The 15,636-nt window shown below is 65.3% G+C and carries 13 protein-coding genes; 6 read left to right on the forward strand and 7 right to left on the reverse strand.

The genetic code is table 11. The annotated features are described in order from the left end of the window. Positions 1-27: 27 nt before the first annotated feature. The 7 genes from KAK09_RS16045 to hemB all read right to left on the reverse strand — a co-directional run bounded on the left by KAK09_RS16045 (position 28) and on the right by hemB (position 7,167). Positions 28-753 carry a porin family protein gene (locus KAK09_RS16045; RefSeq protein ID WP_210879952.1) on the reverse strand — a complete coding sequence of 242 codons (726 nt, stop codon included), beginning with the start codon at positions 751-753 and terminating at the stop codon, positions 28-30. Next, positions 753-2,204 carry a metal-dependent hydrolase family protein gene (locus KAK09_RS16050; RefSeq protein WP_210879953.1) on the reverse strand — a complete coding sequence of 484 codons (1,452 nt, stop codon included), beginning with the start codon at positions 2,202-2,204 and terminating at the stop codon, positions 753-755. Before KAK09_RS16050 ends, KAK09_RS16045 begins: the two co-directional genes overlap by 1 nt. Before the next feature lie 91 nt (positions 2,205-2,295). Further along, on the reverse strand, positions 2,296-2,880 hold the full coding sequence (locus tag KAK09_RS16055) for an HNH endonuclease (protein WP_210879954.1): 585 nt from the start codon (positions 2,878-2,880) through the stop codon (positions 2,296-2,298). Positions 2,881-3,020: 140 nt separating this feature from the next. Then, positions 3,021-4,838, reverse strand: coding sequence for an ABCB family ABC transporter ATP-binding protein/permease (locus tag KAK09_RS16060; RefSeq protein ID WP_210879955.1), 1,818 nt, complete (start codon positions 4,836-4,838; stop codon positions 3,021-3,023). A gap of 85 nt (positions 4,839-4,923) precedes the next feature. Continuing rightward, on the reverse strand, positions 4,924-5,487 hold the full coding sequence (locus tag KAK09_RS16065) for a DUF4202 family protein (RefSeq protein WP_210879956.1): 564 nt from the start codon (positions 5,485-5,487) through the stop codon (positions 4,924-4,926). Beyond that, positions 5,484-6,044, reverse strand: a complete 561-nt coding sequence (locus KAK09_RS16070) for a lipid-binding SYLF domain-containing protein (protein ID WP_210879957.1) — start codon at positions 6,042-6,044, stop codon at positions 5,484-5,486. Before KAK09_RS16070 ends, KAK09_RS16065 begins: the two co-directional genes overlap by 4 nt. A 121-nt stretch (positions 6,045-6,165) precedes the next feature. Beyond that, positions 6,166-7,167: a porphobilinogen synthase gene (hemB, locus tag KAK09_RS16075; protein ID WP_210879958.1), complete on the reverse strand. Its 1,002-nt coding sequence runs from the start codon at positions 7,165-7,167 to the stop codon at positions 6,166-6,168. A 129-nt stretch (positions 7,168-7,296) separates the two neighbouring features. On the opposite strand from hemB, the gene KAK09_RS16080 reads away from it, so the two are divergent. From KAK09_RS16080 to KAK09_RS16105, 6 genes are all read left to right on the forward strand, one after another. Then, positions 7,297-7,824, forward strand: a complete 528-nt coding sequence (locus KAK09_RS16080) for a component of SufBCD complex (RefSeq protein ID WP_210879959.1) — start codon at positions 7,297-7,299, stop codon at positions 7,822-7,824. A 17-nt stretch (positions 7,825-7,841) separates the two neighbouring features. Continuing rightward, a complete protein-coding gene (gene mfd, locus KAK09_RS16085) occupies positions 7,842-11,306 on the forward strand; it encodes a transcription-repair coupling factor (RefSeq protein WP_210879960.1) in 3,465 nt (1,154 codons plus the stop codon). Positions 11,307-11,471: 165 nt separating this feature from the next. Further along, positions 11,472-12,368, forward strand: coding sequence for a 5-bromo-4-chloroindolyl phosphate hydrolysis family protein (locus KAK09_RS16090; RefSeq protein WP_210879961.1), 897 nt, complete (start codon positions 11,472-11,474; stop codon positions 12,366-12,368). A 9-nt stretch (positions 12,369-12,377) separates the two neighbouring features. Further along, positions 12,378-13,577 (forward strand): toxic anion resistance protein, encoded by a 1,200-nt coding sequence (locus tag KAK09_RS16095; protein ID WP_210879962.1) that lies wholly within the window; start codon positions 12,378-12,380, stop codon positions 13,575-13,577. Continuing rightward, positions 13,578-14,522 carry a DUF2927 domain-containing protein gene (locus tag KAK09_RS16100; protein ID WP_210879963.1) on the forward strand — a complete coding sequence of 315 codons (945 nt, stop codon included), beginning with the start codon at positions 13,578-13,580 and terminating at the stop codon, positions 14,520-14,522. It abuts the gene before it with no gap. A gap of 22 nt (positions 14,523-14,544) precedes the next feature. Further along, positions 14,545-15,636 (forward strand): SPFH domain-containing protein (locus tag KAK09_RS16105; RefSeq protein WP_247651356.1); only part of this gene is annotated, 1,092 nt, incomplete at its 3' end.

Below are 15,636 nucleotides of genomic sequence, written 5' to 3' on the forward strand. Positions count from 1 at the left end.
AGCGGCGCCTTTTTCATGCCGACGCGCTCAGAATTGCAGGCTGAGCCCCAGGATCGGCCCCGAGAAACTGCCGTCGAAACCTGCCCCGTCCTTGTCGTAATCCACATAAAGATGGCGATAGCCGGCCGACAGGAACAGCCGGTCACGCGCCTGCCAGTTGACCGTCGCCATGAGTTGCGATGTCAGGTCAGAGCCAACGCCGAAACCGCCCAGATCAACATAGCCGATGACAGACCAGCGCTCGGAAAGGCGAATATTGGTGCGCGCGACGAGGATGGGATCGGTGAAATCAACCGACAGATCTGCCGCCAGTCCCGGTACCGGCGTTCTCGCGCGCCCCTCGATATCCCAATGGCGCAGACCGATGAGATAATCCACCGTCGCCCTCTCCGAGGCAAGAGCGCGATAGCCCGCTGCAAGGGTGAAAGAGCTCTGTTCCAGCCGCCCGGTCACCGGCAGACCGAGGTTTGGCACCGTACCGTCACGCGAGCTGCGCGACGTGGAGTAATCACCCAGCATCACAAATCGGCCTTGCCGGAACAGGCCCGAGACAAAGAACGCGCTGTCCAGGTCTTCGAGCACATCCCTCAGGCCCTCGCTGAAGCTGAGCGACGGGCCACCCGCCACAGGCCGCACCGTGCCGCCAACACCGCTGCCCCAGACATAGGGCGTCAGTTGAAACACCCGATCCTGCGCCACCGCAGGCAGGGCAAGCAGGCCAAGCGCCAGCGTGATGGCAAACCGTGACAACATCACAGCGCCTCCTTAACGATCGTCCCGCCCTTCATGATCAGGGCAAGGCTCTCCTCCGGCCGGTCGAGCCAGTCAAGCCCCTCCTCAGGCTCACCGGTCACCACCAGAAGGTCGGCCATCGCCCCCGCCTCGATCACGCCAAGCCGCCCGTCATAGCCGGCGCGCGCACCGGACAGGGCCAGCAGCTCACCCGCCGCCCCCGTCGCCATGCGCAGCGCCTCGAGCGGGGCCATGAAGCGCGTGAGCTTGGCCAGTTGGCGGCCCTGCGACGCGGCACCTTCGGGGTTCATCAGGACATCGGTGCCAAAGGCCATGTTGACGCCCTCGGCGCGGCCCATCTCGAACGCCTGCACTGTGCCGCCCGAAACCATTTCCTGCTTGGTACGTTGCTTGGGGTCCGTGCGGGGATTGGCGTCCTCATCCATCAGGAATGGTTGGATCGACCACCACGCCCCCATGTCACGCATCATCCGCACGGTATTCTCATCCGCCAGTTGTCCGTGCTCGATGCACCGGACACCCGCGCGCAGGCACCGCTGAATTCCTTGGGGCGTGTAGACATGCGCACAGACATAGGTGCCCCAATCGGCCGCCGCCTCGACCGCCGCGCGCATCTCGTCCTCGGTGAATTGCAGGCTTTCGAGCGGATCGTAGAGCGAGGTAACGCCGCCCCCGGCCATGATTTTGATCTGGCTCGCACCCTTCATCAACTGCTCGCGCGTGCGCCGCAGCACCTCGGCGCGCCCGTCGGCAAGGGCCACCACGCCAACCCGCTCGCTGTAGCTCAGATCGCCATCGGCGCGGGGCAATTCCGAGGTCATTCGAAAATCGCCATGCCCCGAGGTCTGCGACAGCATGGCGCCCGAGGCAAGGATGCGCGGGCCGGGCAGGACACCCCTGTCTATCGCCAGCTTGAGGCCAAAGGCGGGCCCTCCTGTGTCGCGCACCGTGGTAAACCCGCGCAACAGCGTCGCGCCCGCCTCGCGCCCTGCCATCAAATGCACAAAACCGATGTCGCCGGTCATCGCCTGAAGCTGCGTCACGCCGACAAGCGTGGCGTGCCAATGCGCGTCGATGAGGCCAGGGATGACCGCGCGCCCGCCGCAATCCATGCGCCGCGCGCCCTCTGGCCCCTGCCCTGCGGGGATCAGCGCGGCGATGCGCCCGCCTTCGATCAGGATATCCTGCCCCCCCTGCATGGTGAGGGTATGACCGTCGAAATGGCGCAGATTGGTCAGAAGAATAGGCTGGCCGGCGCCCTGCCCATGCGCAGGTTCGGGAGCAAGGCCAAAGCCCGCGAAAAGCCCCAGAACGGCTGCCGTCCCGCCAAGGAACTCGCGGCGGCGCAAATCGGCCTCGATCCGCGCAAAGGCCGCCCGCGTGACCGGCGCGCTGCATAGACAGAAATCGAGGGTTCCCCGCGCGAGCGCGGCATTACAGACCTGACACATTCCTAACCCCTTCAGCCCTCGTAACGGCGCTGGTTGCACTACCGATCCGGAAGATAACCCGGCATTCCGTCACGTCCAGACGAATTCGCCCTTACGCCTCAAGTTCCGCATCCCAGTACAGGAAATCGAGCCAGCTTTCGTGCAGGTGATTGGGGGGAAACTTGCGCCCCATGTTGCGCAGTTCCTCGGCCCCCGGCGCGCGCGGCGGCTTGCGCAGGCTCATTCCCACCTGCCGCAGGCTGCGCGACCCCTTGCGCAGGTTGCAAGGCGAACACGCCGCCACCACGTTTTCCCAGCTTGTGCGCCCGCCGCGCGCGCGCGGCACGACATGATCAAAGGTCAGATCGCCCTTCGCCCCGCAATACTGGCAGCGGAATTCGTCGCGCAGAAATAAATTAAAGCGCGTGAAGGCCACGCGCTTTTGAGGTTTTACAAAGTCCCGCAGAACGATCACCGAGGGTATCTGTATCACCGTGCTCGGACTGTGCACGAAGTGATCGTATTCGGCGACGATATCGACCCTGTCGGAACAGACCGCCTTGATCGCCTCCTGCCACGTCCAAAGCGAGAGCGGGTAGTAGGAAAGCGGGCGGTAATCGGCATTGAGCACCAGCGCCGGGAAATGCCGCAGCGCGGCGGGCTCTCTCACGAACTCGGTTCTGAAGTCTCCGTCCATCGCGTCACACGCCTCTTTCGCGGCCTCCGGCCAACCTCTCACATGCTACTATATATCGTGGCGTCTAGCTGACAAGCCCTCGATATCGCGGCACATCTAGGCGCGGTTTAGCCCGCTTTGGTAAAACCGATGTGACAAGCTCAGGCGGCGGCCCCGGCCTCTTCGCGCGATTGTCTTTGCCACAGCGCGGCATAGCGGCCCTGTCGCGCCAGAAGATCGGCATGGCCCCCCTCTTCCACCACACGCCCCTCTTCCAGCACCACGATGCGATCAGCGCCCGCCACCGTCGAGAGGCGATGCGCGATCATGATCACCGTGCGCCCCTGGGCCGCGCGCGCCAGCGCGTTCTGGATGTCGCGCTCGGTCTCGGTGTCGAGCGCGCTTGTCGCCTCGTCCAGCAACAGGATGGGCGGGTTCTTGAGTAGCGTGCGCGCGATGCCCACCCTCTGTTTCTCGCCGCCCGAGAGCTTGAGGCCACGCTCGCCCACCTGCGTGTCATAGCCCTTGGGCAGCGAGGCGATGAAATCGTGGATCTGCGCCGCGCGCGCCGCCGCCTCGATCTCGGTCTGGGTCACGTCGCCGCGTCCATAGGCAATGTTGTAGCCGATCGTGTCGTTGAACAGCACCGTATCCTGCGGCACCACGCCAATCGCGGCGTGCAGGCTGTCAAGCGTCACCTCGCGGATGTCCTGCCCGTCGATCGTGACCGCCCCGCCCTGCACATCGTAAAAGCGGAACAAGAGCCGCCCGATGGTCGATTTCCCCGAGCCCGACGGCCCCACCACCGCCACGGTCTGCCCGGCGGGCACATCAAGCGAGACGCCCCTGAGGATGGGCCGCGCCGGATCATAGCCGAACTCCACCGCGTCAAAGCGGACATGCGCGCCCGAGACCCTGAGCGCGGCCGCGCCGGGCCCGTCGCTCACATCGGGGGGCTGCTCAAGCAGGCCGAACATCTCGCCCATATCCACCAGCGCCTGCCGTATCTCGCGGTAGACCGTGCCGAGGAAATTGAGCGGCATGGTGATCTGGATCATGTAGGCATTGACCATGACGAAATCGCCCACCGTCATCGTGCCCGCCTGCACGCCCATGGCGGCCATCACCATCACCGCCACCAGCCCGCCGGTGATGAGGAAGGACTGGCCGAAATTGAGGAAAGACAGCGAATAGGCCGTCAGCAGGGCCGCGCGCTCATAGCCCTCCATCGCGCGGTCATAGCGCGCGGCCTCGCGCGCCTCGGCGCCGAAATACTTGACGGTCTCATAGTTCAGCAGGCTGTCGATCGCCTTTTGATTGGCGTCGGTGTCCTGATCGTTCATCTCGCGGCGCAGGCGCACGCGCCATTCGGTGACCTTGAAGGTAAAGGCCACATAGGCCGCGATAACACCTGCGACCACCACCAGATACCAGATGTCGAAAAGCACCCAGAGGATGATGCCCACCATCAGCAATTCAAGGATCAGCGGGCCGATGGAGAAGATCAGGAACCGCAACAGAAAATCGACGCCCTTTACCCCGCGCTCGATGATCCGGCTCAAGCCCCCGGTCTTGCGCGTCAGGTGATAGGACAGCGAGAGCGCGTGGATATGGCGAAAGGTTTGCAAGGCCAGACGGCGCAGCGCGCGTTGTCCCACCTTGGCAAAGACCGCGTCGCGCAACTGCTGAAAGCCCACATTCATCAGCCGTGCCATACCATAGGCGACGGTCAGGCCGATCGCGCCCGCCCCCAGCATCCAGGCCGCTTCCTGCCCCTCGCCCGCCAGCGCATCGACCGCGCCCTTGTAGAAGAAGGGCGTGATCACCGAGACGAGCTTGGCCGCCACCAGCAGCACCAGCGACACCACGACGCGCCGTTTCACCCATCCCTGACCCGCGGGCCAGAGATAGGGCGCGACGCGCCGGATCGTGCGCCAGCCGCTCGCGGTGGTTTCGCTTGGATGGGGGTCGTCGTGCATTGCTGGCCTTCTCGCTTGCGCGGGCCACAGATAGCGGTGCGCGGCGGCGATGACCAGAGCCGTCACCCCGTTGGTCCCTTCACCCTCAGTCGCGAAAATGCCGGGCAAGGTTTTCCGGCAGGGCGAATTCGCTCAGCGCACGACCACGCGCGCCCACCGACATCTTGCGTGCGGTTTTCTGCACGATCCGGTCAAGTTTGCCGTCGTCCTGCGTGGGGGCGAATGGAGCGAAATACCACTTGAGAAAGACAAAGCAGATCACATCCTCGAGCGCCTGAACCTCGGCGTCGCGCTTGATGCCCTCCTTGCGCAGCATGGTGGCGGCGCGGGCGGCCTCTGCCTCGCGATAACCGACCCTGCGCATGATCTCCGAGACGCACGCGGCGTGATGTCTCGCAAGATCGCTGCGCCACGCAAGATAGCCCGCCCGCCCCTCGGGATAGGCGCTGCGCGGTGAGGTCCAGCGTTCGATATGCTGCCCGCGCGCGGCGATCTGCAACGGCTCTGATGCACCGGGGAAAAGCCGCGCCAGTTCCGCGCTCATCCGCTGACCATAAAGCAACGCGGCGGGCACACCTTCGGCGCGGTCCGGGTCGTGGGCATTGGCGGCGTCTATCGCCGCCAGCGCCTGTACCAGCCGGTCGTTCACGGGATAATGCGGGTATATTTCATGCCCTCGAGCGAGACCCCGGCCATCAGCCCTGCCTGCCCGAAGATCACCGCCACCACGGGCGCTGTCGCTGTCGTCGTCTCGGCGCGCAGGTTCTCGCCCCGGTCATTGAAGGCATACTGGATATCAGCCCCTGCCGCCCAGCCCGAGGAGCGGCGGAAACCCTGAAGCGCCTCTTCGGTCATGAAGAACAGAACATGGGCAAATTGCTGCGCCCCGATCTGAAGCCCGACGCTGCCCTTGGTGGCGGAATAGTAATCCACTGTTACGTTGTTGATCCGCAGCGCACCACGCCCGAATCCGCCACCAACCACGAATCCCGCCTGCGTCACCACCGGCATGACCAGCATGCCCGCGGATTTGTCCGCAAGCGAGCGCGTGCCGGGATAGGTGGCATACATGTGTTCGAGCGTGGCATTCACCCGCGCGTCGATGCGCGCGGCCCCCGGACTGCCGACACCGTTGTTGCAGGCCGCCAGAAGCGGCACGCCCGTCAGAACACCAAGAGTGAAACCGCGTCGTGTGAGAATGCTCATGTTCAAGCCCATCCTTAGCCTCTGAAATGCCGACATGTGCCCGCCGGTCCTGAACCGACTATAGTGTCGCGTGGTGCCTGTGTCACTAAGGATTGCGTGTCCGGGCGGTTTCCCGCCCTGTTCAGGCCCCGGCAAGAAGCCGAGCGGCGGCGGGCGCGAAATAGCTCAGCACCCCGTCGCAGCCCGCCCTCTTGAAGCACAGCAGGCTTTCCATCATCGCCCGCTCGCCATCGATCCAGCCATTCTGAGCCGCCGCCATGATCATCGCATATTCGCCCGAGACCTGATAGGCGAAGGTCGGCGCTCCGAATTTCTCTTTTGCCCGGCGGCAGATATCGAGATAGGGCATTCCCGGCTTGACCATCACCATATCGGCCCCCTCGCTGAGGTCCCGCGCAATGAGGCGCAACGCCTCGTCGGTATTGGCCGCGTCCATCTGATAGGTCTTCTTGTCGCCCTTGAGCGCGTCGCCCGCGCCAACCGCCTCGCGGAATGGCCCGTAGAATGCCGAGGCATATTTGGCCGAATAAGCCATGATCGCCACATTGTGATGGCCCGCGCCCTCAAGCGCCGCGCGAATGGCGCCAATGCGCCCGTCCATCATGTCCGACGGGCCGATGATATCGACCCCCGCCTCGGCCTGCGACAGCGCCTGTTTCACCAGCGCCTCGACGGTGGCGTCATTGACGATCTCACCCGCCACCACATAACCGTCATGGCCGGTGTCCGAATAGGGATCGAGCGCCACATCGGTCATCACCGCAATGCCCGGCACGGCGGCCTTGATCGCACGCGTGGCGCGATTGCTCAGGTTCTCGGGGTTCCACGCCTCGGCGCAATCGGCGGTGCGGTTGGCAACCGAAGTATAGGGAAAGAGACAGACCGCAGGAATGCCCAGATCCGCAGCCTCTTGCGCCGCCTCCACCACCTTGTCGATGGAGCGGCGAAAGACGCCGGGCATGGACGGCACCGGCTCTTGCACCCCCTCGCCGTCGCGCACGAACAAGGGCCATATGAAATCGGCGGGTGAAAGCGTGCTCTCGGCCACCATGGCGCGCAGCGCGGGGCTCATGCGGGTGCGACGCGTGCGGGTGGCGGGAAAGGCGGCCTGAAATGGGGTCATGGGCTGGCTCGTCGCGGGCTGTGGCGTGATCACATCCTCACTGGCACGGAAATTCAGCCATCTCAAGGGTAGGAATTGCCGCGCGCGGGCGCTAAGACGGCGGTCAATACCAGTGACAGAGGCGCGTCCTTGACCTTTCTCGACAATGTTTTCGAACTGATCGACCTGCGTTCGTTCAGCAATCTCTGGTTCTGGATCGCGCTTGCCGTGACCTGGTCAACCGCCAGCCACTGGGTGCTGGGCGTGCCCTGGGACATGGCGCTGCGCGCCCGCCGCAGCGCAAGCCCCGAGGCGGTGTCCGATTTTGAAGACATGGTGCGCATCAACACCAACCGCATCCTTTTCGTGGTGCGGGAATCGGGGCTGATAATGGCGGGGCTGGTGGGCTTTACGCTGACCTCGCTGCTGCTGATGGGGTTCGTCTACGACAACGAATTCTCGCAGGCGCTGTTCCTGCTGGGCTTTCCGCTGACGGGGGTCGGGCTTGTATCCCTGCGCACGGCGCGGGCCATCAGACGCGAAGCCCCGAACGGGGAGGCGCTGATCGCGCGACTGGGGCGGCACCGTCTGGTGGTGCAGATCATCGGCATGGTGTCGATCTTCGTCACCGCCATGTGGGGCATGTATCAGAACATGAATCTCGGCGTTCTGGGCTGAGCGGGGGCACGAGAGAGATGAGCAACAGGCGCCATATCGTGATGGGCGGCGCACCCGAAGGGTTTGACGCGCGGCTGGTTCTGGCCGAAATCGACAAGGCGGACGGCCCGGTCATCCATGTCGCGCGCGACGACAAGCGCATGGCCGCGATGGCCGAGGCGCTGCGCTTCTTCGCGCCCGACATGCCGGTGATCCGGTTTCCGGGCTGGGACTGCCTGCCCTATGACCGCATCTCGCCCAATGCCGAGATTTCGGCCACGCGGATGGCGACGCTGGCGGGCCTGGTGCACGGGATGCCGCCGCAATTCGTGCTCTTGACCACGCTCAACGCCGCAACCCAGCGCCTGCCCGCCCGCGACGTGCTGCGCGGCGCGGCCTTTGCCGCCACCGTGGGCGAGCGCATCGACGAGGCCGCCTTGCGCGATTTCCTTGTCCGCATGGGGTTCACGCAGGCCCCCACCGTGACCGAACCGGGCGATTATGCGCTGCGCGGCGGGATCATCGACATCTACCCGCCGGGAGAGGGCGGGCCGGTGCGGCTCGATCTTTTCGGCGACGTGCTTGACGGGGTGCGCCGGTTCGACCCGGCCACGCAGCGCACCACCGAGAAACTTGACCGGGTCGAGCTTGCCCCCGTCTCCGAAGTGATCCTCGACGAGGCTTCGATCCGCCGCTTTCGCCAGAATTACCGCATCGCGTTCGGCACGGGCGGGGCCGATGACCCGCTTTACGAGGCCGTGAGCGCAGGACGCAAGCAGGCGGGGGTAGAGCACTGGCTGCCCTTCTTCCACGAGCGGCTGGAGACGCTCTTTGACTACCTCCCCGATGCCCCTGTCACGCTTGACGATCAGGCCGATGCCGCCCGCAATGCGCGGTGGGAGAGCGTGCGTGACCAATACGAGGCCCGACGCCATGCGCTCGGGCAGAGGGGACACGGCGACACGGTCTATCAGCCGATCGCGCCCGATTTGCTCTATCTCGACGATGCGGACTGGCGCGCGGCGCTCGGGCCCCGCCGCGTGGTGCAGTTCTCGACCCTGCCGCGCCCCACCGGACCGGGGGTGGTGGATGCAGGCGGACGCATCGGGCGCAACTTCGCCCCCGAACGCCAACAGGAAAACATAAATCTTTTCAGTGTTCTGAAAGACCATATTGAGGAAAGACAGGCCTTTGGTCCGGTTCTTGTCGCCTCCTACTCCCAAGGCGCGCGCGAACGCATCGAGGGGCTTCTGGCCGATGAAGGGCTTGTCGGCCCGGTTTCTGTCTCAAGCATGCGAGGCGTGGGCAGGCACGGGCTGCATCTGGCAATCTGGCCGCTTGAACAGGGGTTCACAGCGCCCGGTATCACCGTCATCGCGGAACAGGACGTGCTGGGCGACCGGCTCATTCGCGGCGCCAGGCGCAAGCGGCGGGCCGAGAATTTCCTGACCGAGGCGCAGGCCCTCAGTCAGGGGGATCTGGTGGTGCATGTCGATCACGGCATCGGCCGCTATCTGGGGCTCGAGGTGGTGACGGCGGCGGGGGCAGCACATGAATGTCTCGTGCTGGAATATGCCGAAAGCTCGAAACTTTACCTGCCGGTCGAAAATATCGAACTCTTGTCGCGCTACGGCCATGAGGAGGGGCTTCTTGACCGGTTGGGCGGCGGCGCGTGGCAGGCCAAGAAGGCCAAGCTCAAGCAGCGCATCCGCGAGATGGCCGAACGCCTCATCCGCGTCGCCGCCGAGCGCGAATTGCGCCGCGCGCCGGTCGTGATCCCGGAACATCACGCATGGGAGGCGTTTTCCGCCCGCTTTCCCTATCAGGAAACCGAGGATCAGCAGCGAGCCATCGACGATGTGCTCGCCGATCTGGAAGCGGGCCGCCCGATGGACCGGCTCATCTGCGGCGATGTGGGTTTCGGCAAGACCGAGGTCGCCATGCGCGCGGCCTTTGCCGCCGCCATGGCGGGGCTACAGGTGGCGGTGATCGCCCCCACAACCCTGCTTGCGCGCCAGCATTACAAGGAATTTTCCGAACGCTTCCGGGGCTTCCCCCTCTCCGTCCATGCGCTTTCGCGCTTTGTGTCAGCGCGCGACGCCACCCTCACCCGCGAGGCCATGTCGAAGGGCGAGACCGATATCGTCGTGGGCACGCATGCGCTTCTGGCAAAGGGCGTGCGGTTCAGGAACCTGGGCCTTCTGATCATCGACGAGGAACAGCGCTTCGGCGTCGCGCACAAGGAACGGCTCAAGGAGATGCGCAGCGACATCCACGTTCTGACGCTGACCGCCACGCCCATCCCACGCACGCTGCAACTGTCACTGTCGGGGGTGCGGGATCTGTCGATCATCGGCACGCCGCCCGTCGATCGCCTCTCGATCCGCACCTATGTCAGCGAGTTCGACACCGTCACCGTGCGCGAGGCGCTCTTGCGCGAACATTACCGGGGCGGGCAGTCCTTCTTTGTCGTGCCCCGCATCAAGGATCTGCCCGAGATCGAGGATTTCCTGAAAAATCAGGTGCCAGAGGTCACTTACGTCGTGGCCCATGGCCAGATGGCGGCAGGCGAGCTGGACCAACGGATGAACGCCTTTTACGATGGCAGATATGACGTGCTTCTGGCCACGACCATCGTGGAATCGGGCCTCGACATTCCCACCGCCAACACCATGATCATCCACCGCGCCGACATGTTCGGGCTGGCGCAGCTTTACCAGATCCGGGGCCGCGTGGGCCGCTCCAAGGCGCGCGCCTATGCCTATCTCACCACCAAGCCGCGCGTGCCACTGACGCCGGGGGCGGAAAAGCGGCTGCGCGTTCTGGGCAGTCTCGACACGCTTGGCGCGGGCTTCACGCTGGCAAGCCAGGATCTCGACATTCGCGGCGCGGGCAACCTTCTGGGCGAGGAACAATCCGGCCAGATGCGCGATGTGGGGTTCGAACTTTACCAATCCATGCTGGAAGAAACCATCGCGCGCATCCGCTCGGGCGAGATTGCCACCGTGACCGAGATGGACGAGCAATGGGCGCCGCAGATCAATCTCGGCGTGCCGGTCCTTATCCCCGAGGCCTATGTGCCCGATCTCGATGTGCGCCTTGGCCTTTATCGCCGCCTCAGCGGGCTGGAAAGCAAGGTCGAGCTTGAGGGCCTTGCCGCCGAGATGATCGACCGCTTCGGCCCCCTGCCCCGCGAGGTCAACATGCTGATGCTGGTCATGCGCATCAAGGCGATGTGCAAACGCGCAGGCATCGCCAAGCTCGACGCCGGGCCAAAGGGCGCAACGATCCAGTTTCACAACGACAAGTTCGCTTCGCCGCAGGGCCTTGTGGAATTCCTTCAGGATCAACGTGGCCTCGCCAAGGTTCGCGACAACAGAATCGTCGTGCGCCGCGACTGGAAGGGCGAGGCCGACCGTGTGAAAGGTGCCTTCGCCATCGCCCGCGATCTGGCGGAAAAACTCCGCGCCGAGAAGAAAAAAGCCACCGGTGCAACCGGCTGATCCCGCGCGCTCGATCTTCCCCCTAGCGCCACCTGCCCCCTTCGCCTAAGTTCCTGACAGGTTTGGTCGGAACGGTGGGCGTATGAGGGATACAGGACTTCGGAAACTGGCGTTTTTCCTGTTGGTGGCACTCATCGTCTTCGTGGCGGCGACGGGGGGCGTGTGATGGCCGAACGCTTTGGCGGCAAGTTCAGCCCCGGCGGTCCTTCGGGCAATGAGCCGCCGCGCGGCGGCTATCGCGGCGCGCGGCGCACGCGGGCGGGCGGGCGCGTCAACATGCTGTTCCTCGCGCCGTTGCCGCTCGCGGTGCGTGCCTTCGGCGACGGGGCGCTTGGCCTTGCGCTCAACCTCTCGGCACTCGGCCTGCTGCTGCTGGCGGCATGGCTCACGCGCGAGGGCATCCTCGCGCAAGAGGCCTATGACGCGCGCAAGATCGCCAGGCGCCCCGCCATCCCGCGCAAGATCTTCGCCTCCCTGCTCACCGGCACGGGGCTTTTCGTGGCCGCCTTTGCCGCACAGGGCGGCATCGCGGAGGCTTTCATCTACGCCATTGCGGGCGCGGCCCTGCACGGTTTTGCCTTCGGCCTTGACCCGCTGCGCGACAAGGGCGCAGAGGGCATCGACAGTTTTCAAAGCGACCGCGTGGCGCGCGTGGTCGATCAGGCCGAGGATTATCTCAAATCCATGTCGGACGCGCTGCGCCGCGCGGGCGACCGGCAGTTGGAACGCCGCCTGGACGGCTTTCAGGTGACGGTGCGCGACATGCTGCGCACGGTCGAGAACGACCCGCGCGACCTGACAGCGGCACGCAGGTTTCTTGGCGTCTATCTGATGGGCGCGCGCGACGCGACGGTGAAATACGCCGATCTCGCCGCCCGTGCACCGAACCCGCAGGCGCGCGAGAACTATCTTGCGCTGCTGGCCGATCTGGAACGGAATTTCACCGCCAAGACCCGTGCGCTCATGGCCAGCAACAGCACCGATCTCGATGTGGAAATCGAGGTGCTGCGCGACCGGCTGGAGCGCGAGGGCATTCATCTTGAAACCCGTGATCTAGCGTAAGAGGCCCCCATGTCAGAGACCACCCGCCAGAAGGCCGAGGCCGTGCTTGCCGATGTCGAGGCCGTGAGCCGCGCCGTCCTTCCGGTCCCCACAGAGGCCGACGCCATCGTGCCGCTCGAGCAGGCCGACGCGCCACAAAGCGCCGAGATCACCCGCCGCATGGCCGAGATCGACATGGGCGATACGCAATCCATCGTCTTTTTCGGCTCTGCCGCGCAGGCGGAGTTGCAGGAAATCAGTCAGGCGATGCTGCAAGGCGTGCGCAACAAGGATGTGGGACCGGCGGGCGATAGCCTGCGCGGGATCGTGACCACTATTCGCGGGTTTGCGGTGTCGGAGCTTGATGTGCGGCGCGAGCGGTCGTGGTGGGAAAAACTCTTGGGTCGGGCCGCGCCCTTTGCCAAGTTCACCGCCCGGTTCGAGCAGGTGCAGGGCCAGATCGACAAGATCACCGATGACCTTCTGTCGCATGAACACACGCTGCTCAAGGACATCAAATCCCTCGACATGCTCTATCAAAAGACGCTGGCCTTTTACGACGAGCTGGCGCTCTACATCGCGGCGGGCGAGGCCAAGCTGAAGGATCTCGACGCAAACGACATTCCCGCCAAGGAGGCCGACGTTCAGGCAGCACCCGAGGGCGATCAGGTGATGAAAGCGCAGGAATTGCGCGATATGCGCGCCGCGCGCGACGATCTGGAACGCCGGGTGCATGATCTGAAACTCACCCGTCAGGTGACGATGCAATCGCTGCCCTCTATCCGGCTGGTGCAGGAAAATGACAAATCGCTTGTGACCAAGATCAACTCGACCCTCGTCAACACCGTGCCGCTGTGGGAAACCCAACTGGCGCAGGCGGTGACGATCCAGCGCAGCGCCGAGGCGGCGGCGGCGGTGCGCGACGCCAATGACCTGACCAACGAGTTGCTGACCGCCAACGCCAAGAACCTGCGCGACAGCAACAAGATGATCCGTCAGGAAATGGAGCGCGGCGTGTTCGACATCGAAGCGGTCAAGAAGGCCAATGCCGATCTGATCGGCACCATTCAGGAGAGCTTGGCAATCGCCGACGAAGGCAAGGCCAAGCGCGCCCGCGCCGAGGAGGAGTTGAAGAAGATGGAGGCCGAGTTGCGCGATACGCTCGCCTCGGCCAAGGCGCGCAAGGACGGTGTCGGCGAGAATGCCGGCAGCGCCGTGCCGAAGGGCTGAATGAGGATGCGGGCCCGGCACAGGCTGGCGCTCTGGGGCGCGGCGATTCTGGCACTGGCGGGCTGCGAGATGCCCGCGCCGACACCGCCTGCCCCACCCCCGGCGATGACGCGCCCGCCCGCGCCGAGCACACCTTCGGCCGCGAGCGCCGCGCTTGCAGACCATTACGCCCGCATCGAGCGCGACCTGCTGAGCCGGGGCCTCCTGCGCAGCGACGGCGGCGGGCCGGACACGCCCTGGACCGACACCGACCTGCTGCGCAATTTCGAGGCGATCGTGTTCTTCGACGAATACATGCCCGGCGCAGGCTATCGCCCCTCGGCCGGGCAACCGGGCGCCTTGCGTAAATGGACGGCGCCGGTGCGCCTTGGCGTCGAGTTCGGCCCCTCCGTTCCCCGCGATCAGCGCGCCGCCGACCGCGCCTCGGTCGAGGGTTATGCCGCACGTCTGTCACGCGCCGCACGCCACCCGGTCAGCGCCACGACGCGCGCTTCGAATTTTCATGTGCTGATCATGAGCGAAGATGACCGCAGCCATGGCCTTGCCCGGGTCCGCCAGATCGTCCCGGATATAGACCAGGCCACCCTGGGCGTTTTTCAGAACATGCCGCGCTCGATTCACTGTCTGGTGGTGGCGTTCTCGCACAAGGGCAATCCGCATTCCTATGACCGCGCAATTGCCTGGATCCGGGCCGAGCATCCGCCGCTCATGCGCGCCGCCTGCATCCACGAGGAACTGGCACAGGGGATGGGGCTGGCCAATGACAGCCCCCGCGCACGCCCCTCGATCTTCAATGACGATGAGGAATTCGCGCTTCTGACCCGCCACGATGAAGAGCTTTTGTGGCTGCTCTATCATCCCGACCTCAAACCCGGCATGACCCCCGACGAGGCCCGCCCGATCATCCGCCGCCTGCTTGACGCGCGCGCGGGCGGCCCGGTCTGACGCCCAATCAAGGAGTTTTCCCATGCCCATCTTCGATTTCCTCTCAGGCCAGTTCATCGACGTCATTCACTGGACCGACGACACCCGCGACACGATGGTCTGGCGCTTCGAGCGTGAGGGCCACGAGATCAAGTATGGTGCGAAACTCACCGTGCGCGAGGGGCAGGCGGCGGTGTTTGTCCATGAGGGGCAACTGGCCGATGTGTTTACCCCCGGTCTCTACATGCTCGAGACCAACAACATGCCGGTGATGACCAGCCTGCAACACTGGGATCACGGGTTCCGTTCGCCGTTCAAGTCAGAAATCTACTTTGTCGCCACCACGCGCTTCACCAACCTCAAATGGGGCACTAAAAACCCGGTGATGCTGCGCGACCCCGAATTCGGCCCCACCCGCATCCGCGCCTTCGGCACCTATGCGGTGCGCATCAGCGACCCCGCAAGATTCATGGGCGAGATCGTCGGCACCGATGGCGAATTCACCATGGACGAGATCAGTTTCCAGATCCGCAACATCATCGTGCAGGCGTTTTCGCGGATCATCGCAGGCTCCGGCATCCCGGTGCTCGACATGGCGGCGAATACCGCCGATCTGGGCAAGTTGGTCGCAGGCGAGATCACCGGCGTGGTGGCCGACTACGGGCTTGAGATCCCCGAATTCTATATCGAGAACATCTCACTGCCCCCAGCCGTCGAAGAGGCGCTGGACAAGCGCACCTCGATGGGGATCGCGGGCGATCTGGGGCGTTTCACGCAATATTCCACCGCCGAGGCGATGACGGCAGCGGCCAGGAACCCCTCTGGCGGCGGCGGCATCGGCGCCGGGCTTGGCATGGGAATGGGCATGGCCATGGCGCAGCAGTTGGCAGGCCAGGGGCCATGGGGGGCGCGCTCCGAACCCCCCCCCCCCCCCCCACCCCCCCCCCCCCCCCCCCCCCCCCCCGCCCCCCCCCCCGCCCCCCCCCCGCCCCCCCCCCCCCCCCCCCCCCCCCCCCCCCCCCCCCCCCCCCCCCCCCCCCCCCCCCCCCCCCCCCCCCCCCCCCCTCCTCCCCCACCCGCCCGCCGCCCCCCCCGCCTCCCCCCCGCCCGCCCCCGCCCCCCCCCCCCCCCTCCC

Source organism: Roseovarius autotrophicus (genome assembly GCF_018069895.1).
In the GTDB taxonomy this organism is placed as follows: Bacteria; Pseudomonadota; Alphaproteobacteria; order Rhodobacterales; family Rhodobacteraceae; genus Roseovarius; species Roseovarius autotrophicus.